The organism is Pseudomonas sp. TH04, assembly GCF_016651355.1.
GTDB classification, from domain to species: Bacteria; Pseudomonadota; Gammaproteobacteria; order Pseudomonadales; family Pseudomonadaceae; genus Aquipseudomonas; species Aquipseudomonas fluorescens.
Genome location: NZ_JAEKEA010000001.1, coordinates 5,214,946 through 5,236,357 on the forward strand (window position 1 = coordinate 5,214,946; position 21,412 = coordinate 5,236,357).

Below are 21,412 nucleotides of genomic sequence, written 5' to 3' on the forward strand. Positions count from 1 at the left end.
TGTCAGGCAAAAGCGGCGGGCATTCTAACATGATGCTTTTTTGGCGCCAGCGCTGGCAGGCGGCCATGCCCGGGAGCGGGCAGAAGGGGTTATTAGACGATTGTCGACAATGTTGATTTATTCTTTGACTATCAAGGTCTGATTGGCTAGTTTTTGCGGCATTGCTTTTAAAGGTGTCAACAATATGCTGGATCAACTGGAAACCCCAGTGGTAGCGCAAGACGATTCCCAGACCATGTCCGAGAACGTCTTCCGGCGTATCCAGGCCGCCATCGTCAAAGGCGAAATCGCCCCCGGCAGCAAGATCTCCGAGCCAGAGCTGGCGCGCACCTACGGCATCAGCCGTGGCCCATTGCGTGAAGCGATCCACCGCCTGGAAGGTCAGCGTCTGCTGGTGCGCGTGCCCCACGTAGGCGCGCGAGTGGTGTCCTTGAGCCATGCCGAGCTGATCGAGCTCTATGAAATCCGCGAATCCCTGGAAGGCATGGCCTGCCGTTTGGCTGCCGAGCGTATGACCGATGCGGAAATCGAAGAGCTGCGCCAAGTGCTGCACACCCATGAGCGCGACGAAGCGTTCCAGGCGGGTGTCGGGTACTACCAGCAGGAAGGCGACTTCGATTTTCATTACCGGATAATTCAAGGTGCCGGTAATCGCACGCTGACCCAGATGCTCTGCGGCGAGCTGTACCAGTTGGTGCGCATGTACCGCATCCAGTTCTCTGCCACCCCCAATCGTCCACGCCAGGCCTTTGCCGAGCATCACCGCATTCTTGATGCGATTGCCGATCGCGACGGTGAACTGGCCGAATTGTTGATGCGCCGGCATATCGGCGCCTCCAAACGCAATATCGCCCGTCACTTCCCGGACGGCGCTCCCCAGACAGCCACTCAGCGAGGTGAGTCATGAGTTCCAACAATAAAACTACTCCAGGCCAGCGTTTCCGTGATGCCGTCGCCAGCGAACAGCCATTGCAAGTGGTGGGCGCAATCAACGCCAACCACGCGCTGCTGGCCAAGCGCGCCGGTTTCAAGGCCATTTACCTCTCGGGCGGCGGCGTCGCTGCCGGCTCGCTCGGTGTGCCGGACCTGGGCATCACCGGCCTGGATGATGTGCTGACCGACGTGCGCCGTATCACTGACGTGTGCGACTTGCCGCTGCTGGTGGACGTGGACACCGGGTTCGGTTCGTCAGCCTTCAACGTGGCGCGTACGGTCAAATCGATGATCAAGTTCGGCGCCGCTGCCATCCACATCGAAGACCAGGTTGGCGCCAAGCGCTGCGGTCATCGCCCGAATAAAGAAATCGTGTCCCAGCAGGAAATGGTCGACCGCATCAAGGCCGCCGTGGATGCGCGCACCGATGACAGCTTCGTGATCATGGCGCGCACCGACGCCCTTGCCGTCGAAGGGCTGGAATCCGCCCTGGAGCGCGCCGCCGCCTGCATCGAAGCCGGCGCCGACATGGTGTTCCCGGAAGCCATCACTGAACTGGAGATGTACAAACTGTTCGCCGCCCGCGTGAAGGCGCCGATCCTGGCCAACATCACCGAATTTGGCGCAACCCCGCTGTACACCACCGAACAGTTGAAATCTGCCGATGTTTCCATCGTGCTGTACCCGCTCTCGGCGTTCCGTGCCATGAACAAGGCCGCCGAGAACGTCTACACCGCGATCCGTCGCGACGGCACCCAACAGAACGTGATCGACACCATGCAAACCCGCATGGAGCTTTACGATCGCATCGACTACCACACCTTCGAGCAGAAGCTCGACGCGCTGTTCGCCGCGAAGAAGTAAAGCCTGTGGGAGCGGGCCAGCCTGCTCCCATACGCGCCTCCCTGAATAACGACAAAATTGGAGAGAACCATGGCTGAAGCAAAAGTACTGAGTGGTGCTGGCCTGCGTGGCCAGGTGGCCGGGCAAACGGCACTGTCCACCGTAGGCCAGGCCGGTGCCGGCCTCACCTATCGCGGTTATGACGTGCGTGAACTCGCCGCCGACGCGCAATTTGAAGAAGTCGCCTACCTGCTGCTCTACGGCGAGTTGCCGACCAACGCCGAGCTGGCGGCCTACAGCAAAAAGCTGAGCACCCTGCGCGATCTGCCCCAGGCCCTGAAAGAAGTGCTCGAACGCATTCCTGCCGACGCCCACCCGATGGACGTGATGCGCACGGGTTGCTCGTTCCTGGGCAATATCGAGCCCGAGAAAGACTTCAGCGTGCAACGCGATGTCACCGACCGCCTGCTTGCCGCCTTCCCGGCGATCATGTGTTACTGGTATCGCTTCAGCCACGACGGCAAGCGCATCGACTGCGTGACCGACGAGCCCAGCATCGGCGGCCACTTCCTGCACCTGTTGCATGGCAAAAAGCCGAGCGCACTGCATGAGAAAGTCATGAACGTGTCGCTGATCCTCTACGCCGAGCACGAATTCAACGCGTCGACCTTCACCGCCCGCGTGTGTGCCTCGACCTTGTCCGACCTGTATTCGTGCGTCACTGCTGCCATCGGCTCCCTGCGCGGCCCGCTGCATGGCGGCGCCAACGAAGCGGCGATGGAAATGATCGAGCGTTTCGGCTCGGCCGAAGAGGCCGTTGAAGGCACCCTTGGCATGCTGGCGCGCAAAGACAAGATCATGGGCTTCGGCCACGCGATCTACAAAGACAGCGACCCGCGCAATGAAGTGATCAAGGGCTGGTCGAAAAAACTCGCCGACGAAGTGGGGGATACCGTGCTGTTCCCGGTTTCCGAAGCCATCGACAAGACCATGTGGGAGCAGAAGAAGTTGTTCCCCAATGCCGACTTCTACCATGCCTCGGCGTACCACTTCATGGGCATCCCGACCAAGCTGTTCACGCCGATCTTTGTGTGCTCGCGCCTCACCGGCTGGGCCGCGCACGTGTTCGAGCAGCGCGCCAACAACCGCATCATCCGTCCAAGCGCCGAATATATCGGCGTTGAGCAGCGCAAGTTCGTGCCAATCGAACGTCGCTGAGTGAAGTGACCGGCGATCCTGACGTGGTAACCGAATCAAAAATGTGGGAGCGGGCTTGCTCGCGAATACGGTGTGTCATTCAACACATCCGGCGACTGTTCCACCGCTTTCGCGAGCAAGCCCGCTCCCACATTTTGATCGCATTCCACCTCGGAGTCAGTCGGCACCTTGTGAACCAACCGTGACCGAGTCCTGACGATGAACACTGAATTTCGTAAACCGCTGCCTGGCAGCCGCTTGGATTTTTACGACGCCCGCGCGGCAGTCGATGCAATCCGCCCCGGTGCCTATGCCACCTTGCCGTACACCTCCCGCGTCCTCGCGGAGAACCTGGTGCGCCGTTGCGACCCGGCCACGCTCAATGCATCCCTGAGCCAACTGATCGAGCGCAAGCGTGACCTCGACTTCCCGTGGTTCCCGGCGCGCGTGGTGTGCCACGATATCCTCGGCCAGACCGCCCTGGTCGACCTCGCCGGCCTGCGCGATGCCATCGCCCTGCAAGGCGGCGACCCGGCCCAGGTCAACCCGGTGGTGCCGACCCAACTGATCGTCGACCACTCCCTGGCCGTTGAAGCCGGTGGTGCTGACCCCGATGCGTTCGAGAAAAACCGCGCCATCGAGGACCGTCGCAACGAAGACCGTTTCCACTTTATCGAGTGGACCAAAAAGGCCTTCAAGAACGTCGACGTGATCCCGCCGGGCAACGGCATCATGCACCAGATCAACCTGGAGAAAATGTCCCCGGTGATTCAGGTACGTGACGGTGTGGCGTTCCCGGATACCTGCGTCGGCACCGACAGTCACACCCCGCACGTGGATGCCCTGGGCGTGATCGCCATCGGCGTCGGCGGCCTTGAAGCCGAGAGTGTGATGCTCGGCCGCGCCTCGTGGATGCGCTTGCCGGAAAGTGTCGGCGTGGAGCTGACGGGCAAGCTGCAACCGGGCATTACCGCGACCGACATGGTGCTGGCGCTGACCGAATTCCTGCGCAAGCAGAAAGTGGTGGGGGCATGGCTGGAATTCTTCGGCGAAGGTGCCTCGGCCCTGACTCTGGGCGACCGTGCGACCATCTCCAACATGGCCCCGGAATATGGCGCCACCGCGGCCATGTTCTACATCGACTCGCAGACCATCGCCTACCTGAAACTCACCGGCCGCGAAGACGAACAAGTCACGTTGGTTGAGCAGTACGCGCGCCACACCGGCCTGTGGGCGGATGACCTCAAAGGCGCGCAGTACGAGCGCGGCCTGACCTTCGACCTGTCCAGTGTCGTACGCAATATGGCCGGCCCGAGCAACCCGCACGCCCGCGTCGCCACCAGTGATCTGGCCTCCAAGGGCATCTCCGGGCAGTGGGACGAAGTGCCGGGGCAAATGCCGGATGGCGCGGTGATCATCGCCGCCATTACCAGTTGCACCAACACCAGCAACCCGCGCAACGTGATCGCCGCCGGCCTGTTGGCACGCAATGCCAACAGGCTCGGGCTGGCCCGCAAACCGTGGGTCAAATCTTCGCTGGCGCCCGGCTCGAAAACCGTGGCGATGTACCTCGACGAAGCCGGCTTGACCCACGAGTTGGAGCAGTTGGGTTTTGGTGTGGTGGCGTTCGCTTGCACCACCTGCAACGGCATGTCCGGTGCGCTCGACCCGGTGATCCAGCAAGAAATCATCGACCGTGACCTCTACGCCACCGCGGTGCTTTCCGGTAACCGCAACTTTGACGGGCGCATTCACCCGTACGCCAAGCAAGCATTCCTCGCTTCGCCGCCGCTGGTCGTGGCTTATGCGATTGCCGGCACCATCCGTTTTGACATCGAAAAGGACGTGCTGGGCCTGGATGCCGACGGTAAGGAAATCCGCCTCAAAGACATCTGGCCGAGCGATGAAGAAATCGACGCGGTGGTCAAGGCGTCGGTCAAACCGGAGCAGTTCCGTGCGGTGTACATCCCGATGTTCGCGATTCACGAAGACACCGGCCCGAAAGTCGCGCCGCTGTACGATTGGCGCCCGCAAAGCACTTACATACGCCGCCCGCCGTACTGGGAAGGCGCGCTGGCCGGTGCTCGCCCGCTCAAGGGCATGCGCCCGTTGGCGGTGCTGCCGGACAACATCACCACCGATCACCTGTCGCCGTCCAACGCGATCATGCTCGACAGCGCCGCCGGTGAATACCTGGCGAAAATGGGCCTGCCGGAAGTTGACTTCAACTCCTACGCCACCCACCGCGGCGACCACTTGACCGCGCAGCGCGCAACCTTCGCCAACCCGAAACTGTTCAATGAAATGGTGGTTGAAAACGGCAAGGTCAAGCAGGGTTCCCTGGCGCGTATCGAGCCCGAAGGCCAGGTCACGCGGATGTGGGAAGCCATCGAAACCTACATGGAGCGCAAGCAGCCGCTGATCATTATTGCGGGTGCCGACTACGGCCAGGGCTCGTCCCGCGACTGGGCGGCCAAGGGCGTGCGCCTGGCCGGTGTGGAAGCGATTGTCGCCGAAGGCTTTGAACGCATTCACCGCACCAACCTGGTGGGCATGGGCGTGTTGCCGCTGGAATTCCTGCCGGGCACCGACCGTCACACCTTGAACATTGACGGCAGCGAGACCTATGACGTGATCGGCCAGCGCACCCCGCGTGCGCAGTTGACCCTGGTGATCAACCGCAAGCATGGCGAACGTGTCGAAGTGCCGGTGACGTGCCGTCTGGACACGGCTGAAGAAGTGTCGATCTACGAGGCGGGCGGCGTGTTGCAGCGGTTTGCCCAAGACTTCCTGGAATCGGCGGCGACCGCCTGAAGAGGATAACCATGGCACACGCAGCGCAAATCAAGATCCCCGCCACCTATATGCGTGGCGGCACCAGCAAGGGCGTGTTTTTCAGCCTCAACGACCTGCCCGAAGCGGCGCAGGTGCCGGGTGCTGCTCGCGATGCCCTGCTGTTGCGGGTGATTGGCAGCCCCGATCCCTACGACAAGCAGATTGACGGCATGGGCGGTGCTACCTCCAGCACCAGCAAAACCGTGATCCTGGCCAAAAGCACCCGCGCCGAGCACGACGTGGACTACCTGTTTGGCCAGGTCTCCATCGACAAGCCCTTTGTCGACTGGAGCGGCAACTGCGGCAACCTCTCGGCGGCGGTGGGCTCTTTCGCCATCAGCGCCGGGTTGGTCGACCCCGCCCGCGTGCCGCACAACGGTGTAGCGGTGGTGCGGGTGTGGCAGGCCAATATTGGCAAGACCATCATCGCCCATGTGCCGATCACCGACGGCGCGGTGCAGGAAACCGGCGACTTCGAACTTGACGGCGTGACCTTTCCGGCCGCCGAAGTGCAGCTCGAATTCATGGACCCGGCGGCCGAAGAAGAGGGCGGCGGCGGCTCGATGTTCCCCACCGGCAACCTGGTCGATGACTTGGAAGTACCGGGGGTCGGCACCTTCAAAGCGACGCTGATCAACGCGGGCATCCCGACGATTTTCATCAACGCCGAAGACCTCGGCTACACCGGCACCGAGCTGCAGGGCGCGATCAACAGCGACCCCAAAGCCCTGGCGATGTTCGAAACCGTGCGCGCCTATGGCGCCTTGCGCATGGGCCTGATCAAACACCTCGACGAAGCCGCCCAGCGCCAGCACACGCCGAAGGTTGCGTTTGTGGCCAAGCCTGCGGATTACGTGGCGTCCAGTGGCAAGGTGATCAACGCCGGTGATGTCGACTTGCTGGTGCGTGCGCTGTCGATGGGTAAGTTGCACCACGCGATGATGGGAACGGCAGCGGTGGCGATCGGCACGGCGGCGGCAATTTCCGGCACGCTGGTCAACCTGGCCGCCGGCGGTGTTGAGCGTAACGCCGTGCGCTTCGGGCACCCGTCCGGCACCTTGCGCGTCGGCGCTGAAGCCAGCCAGGTGAACGGTGAATGGGTGGTGAAAAAAGCCATCATGAGCCGCAGTGCGCGAGTCCTGATGGAAGGTTTCGTGCGCGTGCCCGGCGACGCCTTTTAAAACCCTGCACCGTCCCCTTGTGGGGCGGGCTTAATTGGGGGGCAACGCAATCCGCATTCCATTAGCAGGCAATCAGACCTGCCACACATGATCAACCCTGACCCTGAGGATGGAGCAACCCTAACCCACTTTGGAGAACGGCCATGAGCGCCAACGTCGACCAGAACCACCGTCCCGACTACGACCAGGTCCTGCAGGACATCGCCGATTATGTCCTCAATTACCGGATTGATTCCCGGGACGCCTTGGACACTGCCCGCAACTGCCTGATGGACACCCTCGGTTGCGGCCTTTTGGCCCTGCGCTTCCCCGAGTGCACCAAGCACCTGGGGCCGATCGTGGAGGGCACGGTGGTGCCGTTCGGCGCGCGCGTGCCGGGCACGTCGTTTCGGCTGGACCCGGTCAAAGCCGCCTGGGACATTGGCTGCATCGTGCGTTGGCTCGACTACAACGACACCTGGCTCGCCGCCGAATGGGGCCACCCTTCGGATAACCTCGGGGGCATTCTTGCCGTGGCCGACCACCTTTCACAACAGCGCGTGGCCAATGGCGACGCGCCGCTGACCGTGCGCGCGGTGCTGGAAGCGATGATCATGGCCCACGAGATCCAGGGCGTGATTGCCCTGGAAAACTCCTTCAACCGTGTCGGTCTCGATCATGTGCTGCTGGTGAAAGTCGCCTCTACTGCCGTCACCGCCAAGTTGATGGGCGCTGACCGTGAGCAACTGCTCGCCGCCTTGTCCCACGCCTTTGTCGATGGGCAGGCGCTGCGCACCTACCGCCACGCGCCCAATGCCGGTTCGCGCAAATCCTGGGCAGCGGGGGATGCCTCAAGCCGTGGCGTGCGCCTGGCGGATATCGCGCTGCGTGGCGAGATGGGCATCCCCGGGGTGTTGAGCGCGCCGCAGTGGGGCTTTTACGACGTGCTGTTCAGCCACACCAACAACGACCTGGCGCTCAAGCCGGAGGACAAACGGGCATTCAGCCTGTCACAGCCTTACGGCACCTATGTGATGGAAAACGTGCTGTTCAAGATCAGCTTCCCCGCTGAGTTTCACGCGCAAACGGCCTGCGAGGCGGCGGTGACGTTGCACCCGTTGGTCAAGCATCGCCTGCATGAAATCGAACGCATCGAGATCACCACCCACGAGTCGGCGATTCGCATCATCTCCAAGGTCGGCCCATTGGCCAACGCCGCCGATCGCGACCACTGCCTGCAATACATGACCGCGGTGCCCCTGGCCTTCGGCAATCTGGTGGCCGAGCAGTACGAGGATGAGTTTCATGCGGCTCATCCGATCATTGATGAGCTGCGCCAGAAGATGGTCATTGTCGAAGACCCGCGCTACAGCCGCGAATACCTGGAGGCGGACAAGCGCTCCATCGCCAACGCGGTGCAGGTGTTTTTCAACGACGGCTCCAGCACCGCGCAGGTGGCGGTGGAATACCCGATTGGCCATCGTCGGCGTCGGGTGGATGGCATTCCGTTGCTGGAAGACAAGTTCAAAGCCAATTTGGCCACGCGGTTTACCGCGCAGCGCAGTGCGCAGATTTTTGCGTTGTGCAAGGATCAGGCACGGCTGGAGGCCACGCCTGTGAACCGTTTCGTTGATTTTTTTGTAATCTAAACAACACCACGAAACTAATGTGGGAGCGGGCTTGCTCGCGAAAGCGCAGTGTCAGGCAATTCATCTGTCGCTGACTCACCGCATTCGCGAGCAAGCCCGCTCCCACATTCACATTAGCGTTTGCTCAGGCGCTACATACTGCCTTCCACATCATCCAGGCTGAACGTCTCGGTGTGGTCGTCATAGGAGAAAATCTCCGCATAGCGCCCCCACGCCACCACGCTTTCCAGGGTTTTCTCGACAAACGCTTCGGTCATCGAGTCTTCCAATTCCTGCTCGAAGCGCACCCGTGGCGCCCGGTGCCCGCTGCGCTCAAGCAACACCTGATGAATGCGTGCGGCCAATGGCACGTGCCGGATCAAATGCTCGGCGAACAGGGTTTTGCGTTCCTGGGTGCCATAGTCGGCGAACAATTTGCCGGCATCGGTCAGGGTAATGTCGGCGCCTTTGAGCTCGGCAAAGCCCAAATGCTCAAGCATCTCCGCTACCGGGAACAGATCGTCGACTTCCAGCAAGCGCCGCTCGGCTACGGTCGGTAAGCCGGCATGCCCGTTGTAAGGCTCGGCGGCGAGGGTTTCGATCAGGCCGGCCATCAGGTTGGTCGACACTTCCGGCAACAGGCTGCCCATTTTCAGTTCCGGCAGGCCTCGGCTGGCGTCGGCGCTGCGCCGGTCAGTCATCAGCGCATAGATGTCGTCGACCATTTGCCGAAAGGTCGGGTCCAGCCGGTTGCGCGGGTGCGGGAACGGTACGTTGATGGCTGCGACCACGCGACCGGGGTTGGACGACAGCACCAGGATGCGGTCGCACATCAACACGGCTTCTTCGATGTTGTGGGTCACGATCAGGATCGACTTGATCGGCAGTTGTTTGCCGCTCCACAGGTCGAGCAAGTCAGTGCGCAGGGTTTCGGCGGTCAGCACGTCCAGGGCGGAGAACGGTTCGTCCATCAGCAGCAGGGTCGGGTTGACCACCAGGCCACGGGCAAACCCCACTCGCTGGCGCATGCCGCCGGACAACTCACGCGGGTAGGCGTTTTCAAAACCGTCCAGGCCGATCAAGTCGATGGCCGCCAGTGCGCGCTTGCGGGTTTCCTTGCGCTCGACCTGCAGGGCTTGCAGGCCGGCTTCCACGTTTTCCAGTACGGTCAGCCAGGGGAACAGCGCAAACGTCTGGAATACCATGGCCACGCCTTCGGCCGGGCCGTTCAGCGGCGCGCCGTTGTAGCGGACTTCGCCCGATGACGGTTGAATCAACCCGGCGATAATCCGCAGCAGTGTGGACTTGCCCGAGCCCGAGCGGCCGAGCATGCCGACGATTTCACCCTCGTGCAGGCTCAGGTCCACGCCGCTGAGCACCTGCAGTTCGTCTTTACCTTTGCCGAACACCCGATTCACGTTTTTCAGCGAGAAGATTTCGGGGGTATCAGCAGTGTGTTCAGTGTTGGTATTCATCACAGCGAATCCCGTCAATTCAAGCGAAGTTTGTTTTCAGCCATGGCGTACATCGGTCGCCAGACCGCGCGGTTGAAGGCCACCACAAAGATCGACATCACCACGACGCCCAGGGCGATCTTCGGGAAGTCGCCGGCGGCGGTGGTCTGCGCAATGTAGGACCCCAGCCCGTGAGCCACCACGTTGTCCTGGCCCCAGGACACATACTCGGACACGATGCTGGCGTTCCATGCACCGCCGGACGCGGTAATCGCGCCGGTGACGTAGTACGGAAAGATCCCCGGCAACATCACCTTGCGCCACCACAGCCAGCCGCGAATGCGGAAGTTGGCGGCGACTTCCTTGAAATCGTTGGGGAACGCGGTGGCACCGGCGATCACGTTGAACAGGATGTACCACTGGGTGCCCAGCACGATCAGCGGGCTCAGCCAGATGTCCGGGTTGAGCTTGTAGTGCAGGATCACAATGACGAACACCGGGAACAGCAGGTTCGCCGGGAACGCCGCGAGGAACTGCGCGAGGGGCTGGATTTTTTCCGCAAGGCTGGGACGCAAGCCGATCATCACGCCCAACGGCACCCAGATCAGCGAGGCGATCAGAATCAGCCCGGCCACTCGCAGCAGGGTGATAAGGCCCAGTACAAACACATGGCCGACTTCGGCGAGCGTCACCTCGGTGCCGACGTACTGCACGATGTGGTACAGCGCATACGCCGCCATCAGCGCTATCAGTGAGCCCCACACCCAATCGATCACCTTTGACGCCGCCGGTGTCTCTGCCGGCAAGGCCTTGAGCGCACCGCCCGCGAGGCTGAAGCGCTTGTTGCCGATGCGACTGACTGTGCGGGTGATAGGGCGCAGGATGCGCTGGACAATGCGGGTGCGCTGGATGAGGTTCAGCAGCCAGGATTGGGGGGCGGCGCCCTGGGAGGCGGTGGTTTCCATGCGGAATTTGTCGGCCCAGGCCACCAGTGGGCGGAACAGGAACTGGTCGTAGATCAGGATCACCACAATCATCGCCAGGATCACATACCCCACTGCATGCAGGTCTTTCTGGGCAATGGCCAAGGCCAGGTATGAGCCCACGCCCGGCAGCGTGATGGTTTTGTCGCCGACGGTGATGGCTTCAGAAGCAACCACGAAAAACCAACCGCCGGACATGCTCATCATCATGTTCCACACCAGCCCGGGCATGGCGAAGGGCACGTCGAGTTTCCAGAACTTCTGCCAGCCGGAGAGCCGCAGGTTGGTGGACACTTCCACCAGGTCATGGGGCAGCATGCGCAGCGACTGGTAAAAGCTGAACGTCATGTTCCAGGCCTGGCTGGTAAAGATCGCAAAGATCGCCGCGAACTCGGCCCCCAGCACGCGCCCTGGAAACATCAGCAGGAAGAACGTCACGGTAAACGAGATGTAACCGAGTACCGGCACCGATTGCAGAATGTCGAGCACTGGCACCAGCAGTTTTTCGGCGCGTCGGCTTTTGGCGGCCAGGGTGCCGTACAACAGCGTGAAAATCAGCGATGCCACCATCGCCGCGAGCATGCGCAAGGTGGTGCGCATCGCGTATTCCGGCAGGTTGGCCGGGTCGAGGGAGATGACCTCACTCTGTAACGTGGCGATGGGGGCCCAGGTTTCCCGGGCGCCGATGGACAGAAACAGCAAAAAGCCGACTACCAGAGGCAGTGCGACCAAATCCCAACGGTTGGGCAGCAGACGCAGCGTTGAGGCTGGTAGGTAGTGACGGAATACTTTTTTCATAGGCCGTAGTTCATAGGCAGTCAGTCCGGCAGCGTTCAGGTGCAAAGAGGTGCGGTGGGAATGAGCTTAGCGTCTATACAAATCACCCACCGAGAAGGGGCGGGCGCTCTTTCTCCGTGAGTCTGGTGCGCTTCGAATCTGGGGGAGATTCGTCGCTGGCGGGATTGTACGTTTCAAAATGTTACAAACGTATAAAATTACTGTCAGTTTTCGGTAAAAAATGCACTCAGGCTGCCGTCAGCTCTGGCACGGCTCAACAATCGTTCAAATTGCAGGGTGTTGCTGCTCTTTCACGCGGACACAATCAGCTACCCACCTGTCCTTCAAGCTCGGAACCGCTTTCAGAAAAGTGCCAATCAGGTAGCGAGACGACTGGCTACTGCCGCTTCGCTGGCACGCGTCAGTTACGTATTAAAGACCTGAATCTGAGACGGCACTCCATGACTAGCGTAAATACTCAGCAACAAGCGCCTTACCCGGTTGGCTATGAAATGTTCCCAGCGCCAGCGTCCACCGGCCCTGAAGGCAGCACCGAAGCGACTGGGGTATCTGACACCCAGCCTGATCCGACACCTGCCCGTCAGCCTGTGACGCCCGAGCAGCGCGGCCCGTTTTCGAGCCACCGTGCAATCGTCAACCCGAAGCCGCCAGAAGCCGCTGAAACGCGCCAGCTGGCAGAATTGACTCAAAAAAATAATCAGCTTCTCGCCAAGCTCAAAGCGCTGATTGAAAAGTTTGAGCCGCAAATCCAGCGGCTTCTCCAGCAGGCACTCAACCTGACGCAACAGCTCAATGCTTCAGATAAAGCCGCCCCCGATGCTTCCGTTACACCCGCCAGTCAGCCGGACACCCGCCTCGACGATGAACGGCAGGTGGCGCCGCCTGAAACGTCTTCCCCGCTGGATACGCAGGTGAGCGAGCCCGACCCGTCGCGCAGTGTTGATGTGTTGACCCGTGAAAACGACGAGTTTCGTCATATGGTCAAGCAGGCATTCGAGCAGTTCCAGTTGATGCTTGCACGGTTGTTACAGCTGATTGGGAGCCTGGCCCACCGAATCGACACGATGAATCTCCCACCGATACCGGCAGAGAAGACTGACCCTGCCAAATCTGCTCCGGCAGGTGGCGTGCAGCCTGAAACACCCGCTTCCACGCCAAGCGAAGTGTCGGTCCCTGACAATGAGCCAACCGCGTCGGCTTCCCGGACCATTGAAGCACTCAAGAAAGAAAACCAAGAGCTTGAAGGCGGACTTGACGAGGCCACCGATCACTACGAAAAGTTGATTTCACAGCTTCAACAGCAGATTGATGATCTGGTTAAGAAAGCCGACGGGCAAAATAAATAGAGCGCAAAACCGCGTCGGACGGTGTGGGGGGGGAGCCCCCATACTTGACCGCGTCAGCCACGCTGTATCACTCAAAGCGCAGGATCACCCGGCGATTGTGCTTGCTCTTTTTCTCGATTTTTTCGCAGAACACCCGGCCGATTTCTTCAGTGTTGATCACGTGCGTGCCACCGCACGGCTGGATGTCGATACCGGCGATCTCGATCACGCGGACCGAACCCTGGATGACCGGTGGTGCCACCGCCTGGGTGCGGGTGATTTGGAGCAGGGTCGAATATTCGGAGGCGGGCATCGACAGGGTTTTCACCTCATGGGCCTGTTCGATCAAGGCATTGAGGTCGTGGGTGATGCTGTCTTTGTCGAGGGTCATTTCCGGCAGGTCGAAATCCAGGCGACCTTTGTCTGCGCTGATGCTGCAACCAGTGACCGGTGCATCGATGATCGAGCACAGCAAGTGCAGGCAGGTGTGCATTTTCATGTGCTGGTAACGCCGCTGCCAGTCCAGGCCTGCGTCCACTTGCACCCCGGCTGTCAATTGCTCGGGGCAGTGTTCGACCTGGTGCCAGATGATCGAGCGCAGCACCGGGTCGCGCACGGTGCCGATCACCTCGACCCGCGTGCCATCGGCCAGGGTCAGGTGCCCGGTATCGCCCGGTTGCCCGCCACCGGTGGGGTAGAACAGCGTGTGCTCCAGCGCGATACCGTGTTCGCTGACGGCAATTACCCGCGCGCTGAAGGCGTTCTGATAGGGGGCACTGTCAAACAGCGCCAGGGTTTCCATGGTGTGCACGGACATGTTCAACCTCCGACGATCAATGGGCTGGCTTGCAGCAGGTGGCGCACCATTGCGCTCAAGCCAGGAGGGGAGAGCAGGGTGATTTCAAATTCGGGCCCGCAGACTTTCAGGTTCAGTGGCAGTCGCGGCAGGTGATCGCCGACATCGAGGCGACGCAGGCGAAATTGCAGGTGATGACGCTCTTTCACCGTGGCCTCCAGCATCAACCCTTGAAGGGGGTGAAAGTCGGCATCCAGTACCGTGACCTTGTGGCTGGCACTGACCTCACCGACCACGTGTAAACGCTCATCCAGGGCGAACGCACCGAGGTAGTTGCTGTGGTCCGATTCAGCGTTTTTCTGCAGCTGAATCTGATTGACCACCTTGACCTTGGTGCCCGCCGGCACATCCTGGGTAATCACGCATGAAGGGCTGATAAACACGTTGTCGCCGATCAGCACATAGCCGAGCACGCGTGCGCCAGCGCCCACCTCGACATTGTTGCCCAGGCGCGGGTGACGCTTGCCGTCCGGGTTATTGGCGATACCCCGTGCGCCCAATGTCACGCCGCAGAGGATGTAGCAGTCGTTGCCGATCTCGCAGGTTTCGCCGATCACCGTGCCGTAGCCATGGTCAAGTACGAAGCGCCGGCCGATGCGTGCGGCGGGGTGAATCTCGGCGCCGGAGAGCACTTTGCCCTGGTTGCTGAGCTTGAGGGCGATGCGCGAAAACAGACCGTTAGTCTGGTCGGGAAAATTCCACACCAGGTGCGCAAGCCGGTAGAACAGCACGGCCTTGAACGAGGCGTAGGACTCCAGGATCAACTCGCCGCGCCCTCGGGAAGCCGGGTCGCGATAGGCATAGGCGATCAAGTCTTCGGCCACGGCCTGCGCGGCGTTCTGGATCAGCGGCGCCAGGTGCGGTTCCAACTGCTTCATCTGCGTAGGCGTCAGGGTCTTGATGAGGTGGGTAAGCAACTCATCGTGCAGCTGTTGCATGTCGATAAAGCCCCCCATGGAGGCACCCCCACAGTCTGGATGGTTGGCAAACGGGTTACTCGAAATTGGGCAGGTAGCTGTCAGCATTGTCGTAGACCATGGTCAACACAACCGTTTCGGGCGGAAGTTCGGGGGCAAGCTGAGCGATGGCAACCATGTTGGCAGCTGAGGACAACCCAAGGCTGATGGCGTCGGTGCGCATGATGCGTTTCATCATGTCGATGCACGCCTGGTGCGATACCTTGAGCATGCCGTCCAGCACCTCGACATTGAGGATGCTTGGGATCAGGCCAATCGACAGGCCCTGAATATGGTGTGGCGCGTGCCGGTTTTTCAGCAGGTCGCATTCCTCCGGCTCAACGCCCATCACCCGGATCGCCGGCCATGCGGCTTTGAGGGTTTCGCCGATGCCAGTGATGTGGCCACCGGTGCCGATACCGCTGACGAAATAGTCAACGCGCTGCTCACCGAAGGCGCGGATGATTTCCGGCGCGGTGGTATCCCGATGGGTTTGTGGGTTGGCACCGTTGCGTTGCTGGTTGAGCATCACGAAGCTGGGGTTTTCCAGCTGCAGCTCCATGCACTTTTCGCCATGGGAGTTATTGCCCAAACGGCTGTCCGACAGCACGACCTTGGCGCCGTAGAGACGCAGCAGTTTCTGTTTTTCCGGGCTGTAGTTGTCGGGGATCACCAGTACCACTTTGTAGCCCAGTACATTGCCTGCCATCACCAGGCCGATGCCGGTGTTGCCGCCGCTGGGTTCGATAATGGTTTGCCCGGAATCGCGGATCAGCACGCCGCGCCGTTCGGCGTCGAGGATCATGCCCAAGGCGATGCGCGCCTTGTGACTGCCGCCGGGGTTGAGTGATTCCAGCTTGGCGTAGACCTCGATGCCGAGGTCCTCGGAAAACTGCTCCAGGCGCACGATGGGCGTTTGGCCGATCACGTCGAGTATTGAGTTATGCAACATCAGGCTGTCCCCGAATCAGTACAAAGGCATATCGGGTTCGACGTCGCGAACCCAGTGCTTCATGCCGCCCTGCAGGACTTTGGTATTGGCGAAACCGGCCGCCAGCAAGGTGCTGGCCGCTTGCTCGGCGCGGGTCCCTGCGTAGCAGATCAGGTAATGGGTGTTGTCCCGGCTGAGGCTGTCGAGTTGCCCATCCAGTTCAGCGAGGGGGATGTGTACAACGCCCGGCAATTTGCACACTTCCAGTTCGCTGGCGTCGCGCACATCCAGCAGCACATCCGCGCTGCGCGGGTGTTCGAGCAGTTGCTTGAGTACGCGCGGCTTGATGTAGCGCTCTTCGGCCAGGGACGGTTGGCTGGGCAGGGCGTCCGCGCAAACCGCCGGTGCCACCGCTTCGCTGTGACGCAGTTCCGAGCAGCATGGGCAATCGGCGCGACGCTTGAAGCGGATTTCGCTGAATTTCATTGCCAGTGCATCAAAGCGCATCAAGCGGCCGGACAGCGGTTCGCCGATGCCGATTAGCAACTTGATGGCTTCGGTGGCCTGAATCATCCCGACCACGCCCGGCAGTACACCGATGACGCCGCCGGCGCTGCAGTTGGGGGCCAGTTCTGCGGGCGGGGCTGTGGGGAACAGGCAGCGGTAGCACGGCCCGCCTTTGTAGTTGAGCACGCTGATCTGCCCATCGAAACGATAGATAGCGCCATACACCAAGGGTTTGCCCAACTGCACGCAAGCGTCGTTGACCAGGTAGCGCGTGTCGAAATTGTCGGTGCCGTCGATCACCAGATCGTAGGCGCCCACCAGATCCAGCGCGTTGTCGGCATTCAGGGCCGTGTTGTGGGCGTTGATCTGAATATGCCGGTTGAGGTCCTGCAGGCGTTGCTTGGCGGACTCGACCTTGGGCATACCCAGTGTGCTGTTGCCGTGGACGATCTGGCGTTGCAGGTTGCTGCTTTCCACCACATCGAAATCCACCAGGCCCAGTGTGCCGATGCCGGCTGCCGCCAGGTAAAGGCTGATGGGTGAGCCCAGGCCACCGGTGCCGATGATCAACACCTTGGCTTTTTTGAGGTTCAACTGACCTTCGCGACCGACGCCTGGCAGCGTGATGTGGCGCACGTAACGCTGCACTTCTTCATTGCTCAGCGCGTCGACATCCATGCCGCCGGAGGTCGCGAGCAGCACTTCGATCCTGGCTTTTTCCGGCAAGGGGTCGTCTGCGCCGATCAGTTCTTCTTCAGCGGTGAACAGAAAGTGTTCCTTGAGCTGGTTGTTTTTTTCATGAAACAGGTGCGGGCGCAGCTGTGGGTGGCTGCTGCAGAGGTTTTCAATGACTTCGCGCAATGTCGATCCAGTGCCCTCAAGGGTCGCTTCCGGCAGCTTGGCCACGCGAACCAGAATATCGGGGAAAGAGACAGCGTTCATGGACAACTCCGTGTGCAGGTCGTTGAAAGGTTGAAGTGCGAAATGCTTGCCATCCCAGGCAAACAGCTTTGAGCCCAGGGCCTGGCCCTGGCAAACGTCCACCACCAGGTAGCTGACGGGGTAGATCGGCTCACCCAGGAACAGCGCCTTGTCCTGGTCTTCGTCACTGAAATAGGCACCGACGTCCGGGTGGGAGTGGTAGATCACCACCACCGGGTTATCGCTGCGAAACGCCTTGTTCAGCAGCAGCGTGTCGGCCACGGAAAAGGTGTAGCCATTGGCCGCGCTGCGCGGGTACATCTCGGGGTTCTTGTGGTGCAGCTCATTCTGGATATTGCTGCCCAGGTACACACTGCCGTCGGCGAAGACAAAACCACAGCACTCTTCGGGGTAGCTGCGGCTGGCGTGGGCGTAGATCTGTTCCAGGGCGGTCGGGCGGAGGACATCCATGTTTCTCTCGCGTTGCTGGTGTTGATGGGTCAGGACAGTCAATTTTTCTTGGCCAGCAGTTTTTCAACCGGCAACTTGGTAATCGCAAAGCCGGCCAGCAGGATCGCTGAGTACAGCATCAGGTCGCGGGAAATCTCCACGCCTTCGTACCAGGCGCCGATGATTACTGCGAATACCGGGAAGATGATGAATACGAACGACAAAATGATCGGGCTCAAGCGTTTGAGCAGCATGAAGTACACGATAAAACCGCCCACAGACGCCACCAGTCCCAGGTAGAACAGTGCGCTCCAGGAACGCAGGGTAATGTTTTCGAACGTGGGTGTTTCAAACCACAGGCCGGCCACGAACAGCATCAGCCCGGCAATGCCGATGGGCAGGGTGTTGTAGGTAATTACGCTGATGGCGCTGCCTTTTTGCTTGGTAATGACATAGCACAAGGCATGCATGATCGCGGCGGTCAGGATCGCCAGTACCCCGAAGAACTCGGCGTGGTCCAGGTGCAGGCCCTGGCTCTTGATGATCATGTAGAGGCTGCCGAAACCAATGCCAATGCCGACCACTTGGGAAAAATAGATGCGCTCGCGCAGGAACAGCGCGGAGAAAATCAGAATGAAGACGGGCATGCAGCTGAACAGCAGGGCGGTGAGACCGGACGAGACGTGCATCTCGCCATAGTTGAGCAAGTAATAGGGAACGCTGAAATAGGACAGGGTCACGAATACGAAGAACCAGCGGCTTTCTCGCGGGAACAGGATGGGTTCGCGGCGCACCAGGGCAAAGCACAGAAACAACGGAAACGCGATCAGGAAGCGCAAGCCCGCGGACGTCAGCGGTGGCACGCTTTCGACGGCAATCTTGATCCCCAGCCAAGTGGTGCCCCAACTCAGGCACACGATAAGAAACATCACACTGGTGACCAGGCCAGCCAACCACTGTTTCTGAGTTTTTGTTTTTGGAGTGTTTTCAAGAACGGCGGACATTGGCATCGTTTATTGCTTCCCTGAGCCGGCATTGAACTCTATATTGACTGTGTATTAAGTTGTTTCAATCAGTGATTGAACCCGCAAAAGCACACTATTAGGGCGAATGATGGCTGTCAAAACAAATATTGACATGGTGTCAATTATGCGTGAGGGGTTGTCCAGCGGTCAGGGCGTGAAGTACAAGCGCCTGTCTGATGTGATGGAACGGGGCATCCTTGAAGGCTTGATTGAGCCGGGGCGAAAACTGCCGCCCCATCGGGTTCTTTCCGACAATCTGGGCGTGACCATCGGCACCATCAGCCGCGCCTATGGCGAACTGGAACGCCTTGGGTTAGTCGTCGCACGGGTGGGGGACGGCACGTTCGTGCGCAAGCGTGGGATGGAGCGCCAGCGTGATGAAGGCTTTCGCAACGTCAGCGAGGAGCCGCGTCAGTATTTCGATATGAGCCGTAACATGCACATTCCTGGGCAGGAGACGGTGTTTCTCGCGCAGAGCTTCCAAACCCTGTCGACCAACGCCAAGTTCCTTCAGGACATCAGTGCCTACACACCGGACGCCGGTTTGCCGCGCTACCGTGAGGCCGGTGCGCAATGGCTGGTGCAGCGCGAGTTTCACCCGATCCCCGAGCAGGTCATCTGTGTCAATGGCGGCCAGCATGGTTTGCTTTGCGCCATGATGGCGCTGCTGCGGGCGGGCGATACGGTGGTCACTGAACAACTGACCTATCCAGGGCTGATCACCGCTGCGCGGATGCTTGGCGTACGTCTGATCGGTCTGGAAATGGATGAGGAAGGCGTGCTGCCCGCTGCGCTGGATGAGGTCTGCCGTAATCATCGGGTTTCGGCGCTGTACTGCACGCCGACCATCCAGAATCCGACCACGGCGGTACTGTCTGTCGCACGCCGGGAGGCTCTGGTTAAGGTGTGCCGTGAGCACAATCTGCTGATTCTTGAAGACGAAGCCCACGGCGTCCTGGTGGAGGATCGCCCACCACCGCTGAGCTTTTTCGCACCTGAGCGTACGATTTTGATCAGTAGCCTGAGCAAGGCGGTGTCTGCCGGGCTACGTGTCGGCTATGTGCATGCGCCACCGGCATTGGTCAGCCGTATTTCGGCAGCGTTGCGCTCGACCTGCTGGATGGCCACACCGGTGACCCTGGAACTGGCGACCCAGTGGATCGAAAACGGCACGGCTGAATACCTGTTACGCCAACAAATCAATGAGATCACCCGACGCAAAGCCCTGGTGCGCGACCTGCTGGCCGGCCTGGAATATCGCACCCACCTCAACAGTCCGCATTTCTGGATTGAAGTGCCGGAGCCATGGCGAGCGTCGGAAATCGAGGCCGAGCTAAAGCAGAATAATTACCTGATCGCCACTGCCGAGGCGTTTGCGGTGGGGCAAACCGCAGTGCCGCAGTTCATTCGGGCGAGCATTTGTAATACGTCGGGCGATGATCAGTTGTTGCGGGCGGGGTTCGATGTGCTGGCGACGGCGTTGGGGCAGGGCGGGGACAGGTTTCATTTGTAGGCTTGGGTGTACGCCGACCTGAATGTGGGCGCGGGATTGCTCGCGAAAACACGGTGTCATTCTACAGATTGACTGACTGATCCAGCGCATTCGCGAACAAGCCCGCTCCCACAGTTTTGAATTGCGGGGTTGTCGGGCATTCAGGGTTATTTGAATCTGCGCTCTACGCCTTTCTCCACGAGAATCTTCGCCGATATCTCTTCCACCGAGAAATGCGTGGAATTGATGTGTGCAATATTCTCGCGACGGAACAGATTTTCCACTTCGCGCACTTCGAACTCACACTGGGCATAGCTGGAGTAGCGGCTGTTGGGCTTGCGCTCGTTGCGGATGGCCGTGAGGCGGTCCGGGTCAATGGTCAGGCCGAACAGCTTGTGCTGGTGCGCGCGCAGGGCGGTCGGCAGCGTCAGGTGTTCCATATCGTCTTCGGTCAGCGGATAGTTGGCCGCGCGGATGCCGAACTGCATGGCCATGTACAGGCACGTCGGGGTCTTGCCGCAGCGGGAGACGCCCACCAGGATCAGGTCGGCCTTGTCATAGTAGTGAGTGCGGGCGCCGTCATCGTTGTCGAGGGCGAAGTTTACCGCCTCGATACGCTCCATATAATTGGAGTTGTGCCCAATGGAATGGGACTTTCCTACGGAATAGGAGGAGTGTTCACTCAGCTCTTGCTCCAGCGGCGCCAGGAACGTGGAGAAGATGTCGATCATGAAACCATTGGAAGTCGCGAGGATCTCACGAATATCCTGATTGACGATGGTGTCGAAAATGATCGGGCGACAACCGTCTTTTTCGGCCGCCAGATTGATTTGTTGTACCATGGCCCGCGCTTTATCCACGCTGTCGATATAGGGCCGCGTGAATTTGGCGAAGGTAATGTTTTCAAACTGCGCGAGCAGGCTCTGACCCAATGTTTCGGCTGTAATGCCGGTGCCGTCGGAGATAAAGAAAGCAGATCGTTTCATTTGAGCCCTGGGCCTTAAGCTGATGGCGAATCTTGGATATGATAGGCGCGATTTTGCCGTCCCGCAGTGGGCCGCATTCTCACTTATTTTCCAGGTCCAGGCCACAAGCGTCAGCGTTTGCTCCTACTGAGC

The 21,412-nt window shown here is 60.2% G+C and carries 16 protein-coding genes; 8 read left to right on the forward strand and 8 right to left on the reverse strand.

Translation table 11 applies throughout. From position 1 onward, the window contains the following. Nucleotides 1–184 precede the first annotated feature (184 nt). The 6 genes from JFT85_RS23550 (at nt 185) to prpD (ending at nt 8,617) form a co-directional block, all read left to right on the forward strand. Complete coding sequence (locus JFT85_RS23550) at nt 185–907, forward strand: GntR family transcriptional regulator (protein ID WP_053257493.1); 723 nt, start codon at nt 185–187, stop codon at nt 905–907. Next, nucleotides 904–1,797, forward strand: a complete 894-nt coding sequence (gene prpB, locus JFT85_RS23555) for a methylisocitrate lyase (protein WP_053257492.1) — start codon at nt 904–906, stop codon at nt 1,795–1,797. Before JFT85_RS23550 ends, prpB begins: the two co-directional genes overlap by 4 nt. Nucleotides 1,798–1,866: 69 nt before the next feature. Next, nucleotides 1,867–2,994 carry a bifunctional 2-methylcitrate synthase/citrate synthase gene (gene prpC / locus JFT85_RS23560; protein ID WP_053257491.1) on the forward strand — a complete coding sequence of 376 codons (1,128 nt, stop codon included), beginning with the start codon at nt 1,867–1,869 and terminating at the stop codon, nt 2,992–2,994. Nucleotides 2,995–3,192: 198 nt separating this feature from the next. Next, nucleotides 3,193–5,787, forward strand: coding sequence for a Fe/S-dependent 2-methylisocitrate dehydratase AcnD (gene acnD, locus JFT85_RS23565; protein WP_053257490.1), 2,595 nt, complete (start codon nt 3,193–3,195; stop codon nt 5,785–5,787). A gap of 11 nt (nt 5,788–5,798) precedes the next feature. After that, complete coding sequence (prpF, locus tag JFT85_RS23570) at nt 5,799–6,989, forward strand: 2-methylaconitate cis-trans isomerase PrpF (protein WP_201230527.1); 1,191 nt, start codon at nt 5,799–5,801, stop codon at nt 6,987–6,989. A gap of 143 nt (nt 6,990–7,132) precedes the next feature. After that, complete coding sequence (gene prpD, locus JFT85_RS23575) at nt 7,133–8,617, forward strand: 2-methylcitrate dehydratase (protein WP_069551497.1); 1,485 nt, start codon at nt 7,133–7,135, stop codon at nt 8,615–8,617. Nucleotides 8,618–8,748: 131 nt separating this feature from the next. On the opposite strand, the gene JFT85_RS23580 is transcribed toward prpD, so the two are convergent. Next, nucleotides 8,749–10,071 (reverse strand): ABC transporter ATP-binding protein, encoded by a 1,323-nt coding sequence (locus JFT85_RS23580; RefSeq protein WP_073637989.1) that lies wholly within the window; start codon nt 10,069–10,071, stop codon nt 8,749–8,751. A gap of 14 nt (nt 10,072–10,085) precedes the next feature. Further along, nucleotides 10,086–11,831 (reverse strand): ABC transporter permease, encoded by a 1,746-nt coding sequence (locus JFT85_RS23585; RefSeq protein WP_053257486.1) that lies wholly within the window; start codon nt 11,829–11,831, stop codon nt 10,086–10,088. Nucleotides 11,832–11,947: 116 nt separating this feature from the next. Here JFT85_RS23585 and JFT85_RS23590 point away from each other — a divergent pair, with 116 nt between their 5' ends. After that, nucleotides 11,948–13,177 (forward strand): hypothetical protein, encoded by a 1,230-nt coding sequence (locus JFT85_RS23590; RefSeq protein ID WP_169875060.1) that lies wholly within the window; start codon nt 11,948–11,950, stop codon nt 13,175–13,177. Nucleotides 13,178–13,244: 67 nt separating this feature from the next. On the opposite strand, the gene JFT85_RS23595 is transcribed toward JFT85_RS23590, so the two are convergent. Genes JFT85_RS23595 through JFT85_RS23615 form a run of 5 tightly spaced genes read right to left on the reverse strand, consistent with a single transcriptional unit; the run spans nt 13,245 to nt 18,730 of the window. Then, on the reverse strand, nt 13,245–13,973 hold the full coding sequence (locus JFT85_RS23595; protein ID WP_169875061.1) for an alanyl-tRNA editing protein: 729 nt from the start codon (nt 13,971–13,973) through the stop codon (nt 13,245–13,247). A gap of 2 nt (nt 13,974–13,975) precedes the next feature. Further along, nucleotides 13,976–14,968, reverse strand: coding sequence for a serine O-acetyltransferase (locus JFT85_RS23600; protein ID WP_053257483.1), 993 nt, complete (start codon nt 14,966–14,968; stop codon nt 13,976–13,978). Between the two features lie 37 nt (nt 14,969–15,005). Next, a complete protein-coding gene (locus JFT85_RS23605) occupies nt 15,006–15,920 on the reverse strand; it encodes a PLP-dependent cysteine synthase family protein (RefSeq protein ID WP_053257482.1) in 915 nt (304 codons plus the stop codon). Nucleotides 15,921–15,935: 15 nt separating this feature from the next. Next, nucleotides 15,936–17,798, reverse strand: a complete 1,863-nt coding sequence (moeB, locus tag JFT85_RS23610) for a molybdopterin-synthase adenylyltransferase MoeB (protein ID WP_201230529.1) — start codon at nt 17,796–17,798, stop codon at nt 15,936–15,938. A gap of 38 nt (nt 17,799–17,836) precedes the next feature. Continuing rightward, nucleotides 17,837–18,730, reverse strand: coding sequence for a DMT family transporter (locus JFT85_RS23615; protein WP_017134754.1), 894 nt, complete (start codon nt 18,728–18,730; stop codon nt 17,837–17,839). Between the two features lie 160 nt (nt 18,731–18,890). On the opposite strand from JFT85_RS23615, the gene JFT85_RS23620 reads away from it, so the two are divergent. Continuing rightward, nucleotides 18,891–20,315: an aminotransferase-like domain-containing protein gene (locus tag JFT85_RS23620; RefSeq protein WP_069551539.1), complete on the forward strand. Its 1,425-nt coding sequence runs from the start codon at nt 18,891–18,893 to the stop codon at nt 20,313–20,315. A 146-nt stretch (nt 20,316–20,461) separates the two neighbouring features. On the opposite strand, the gene ppsR is transcribed toward JFT85_RS23620, so the two are convergent. Continuing rightward, nucleotides 20,462–21,280 (reverse strand): posphoenolpyruvate synthetase regulatory kinase/phosphorylase PpsR, encoded by an 819-nt coding sequence (gene ppsR / locus JFT85_RS23625; RefSeq protein WP_053257479.1) that lies wholly within the window; start codon nt 21,278–21,280, stop codon nt 20,462–20,464. Between the last annotated feature and the right edge of the window lie 132 nt (nt 21,281–21,412).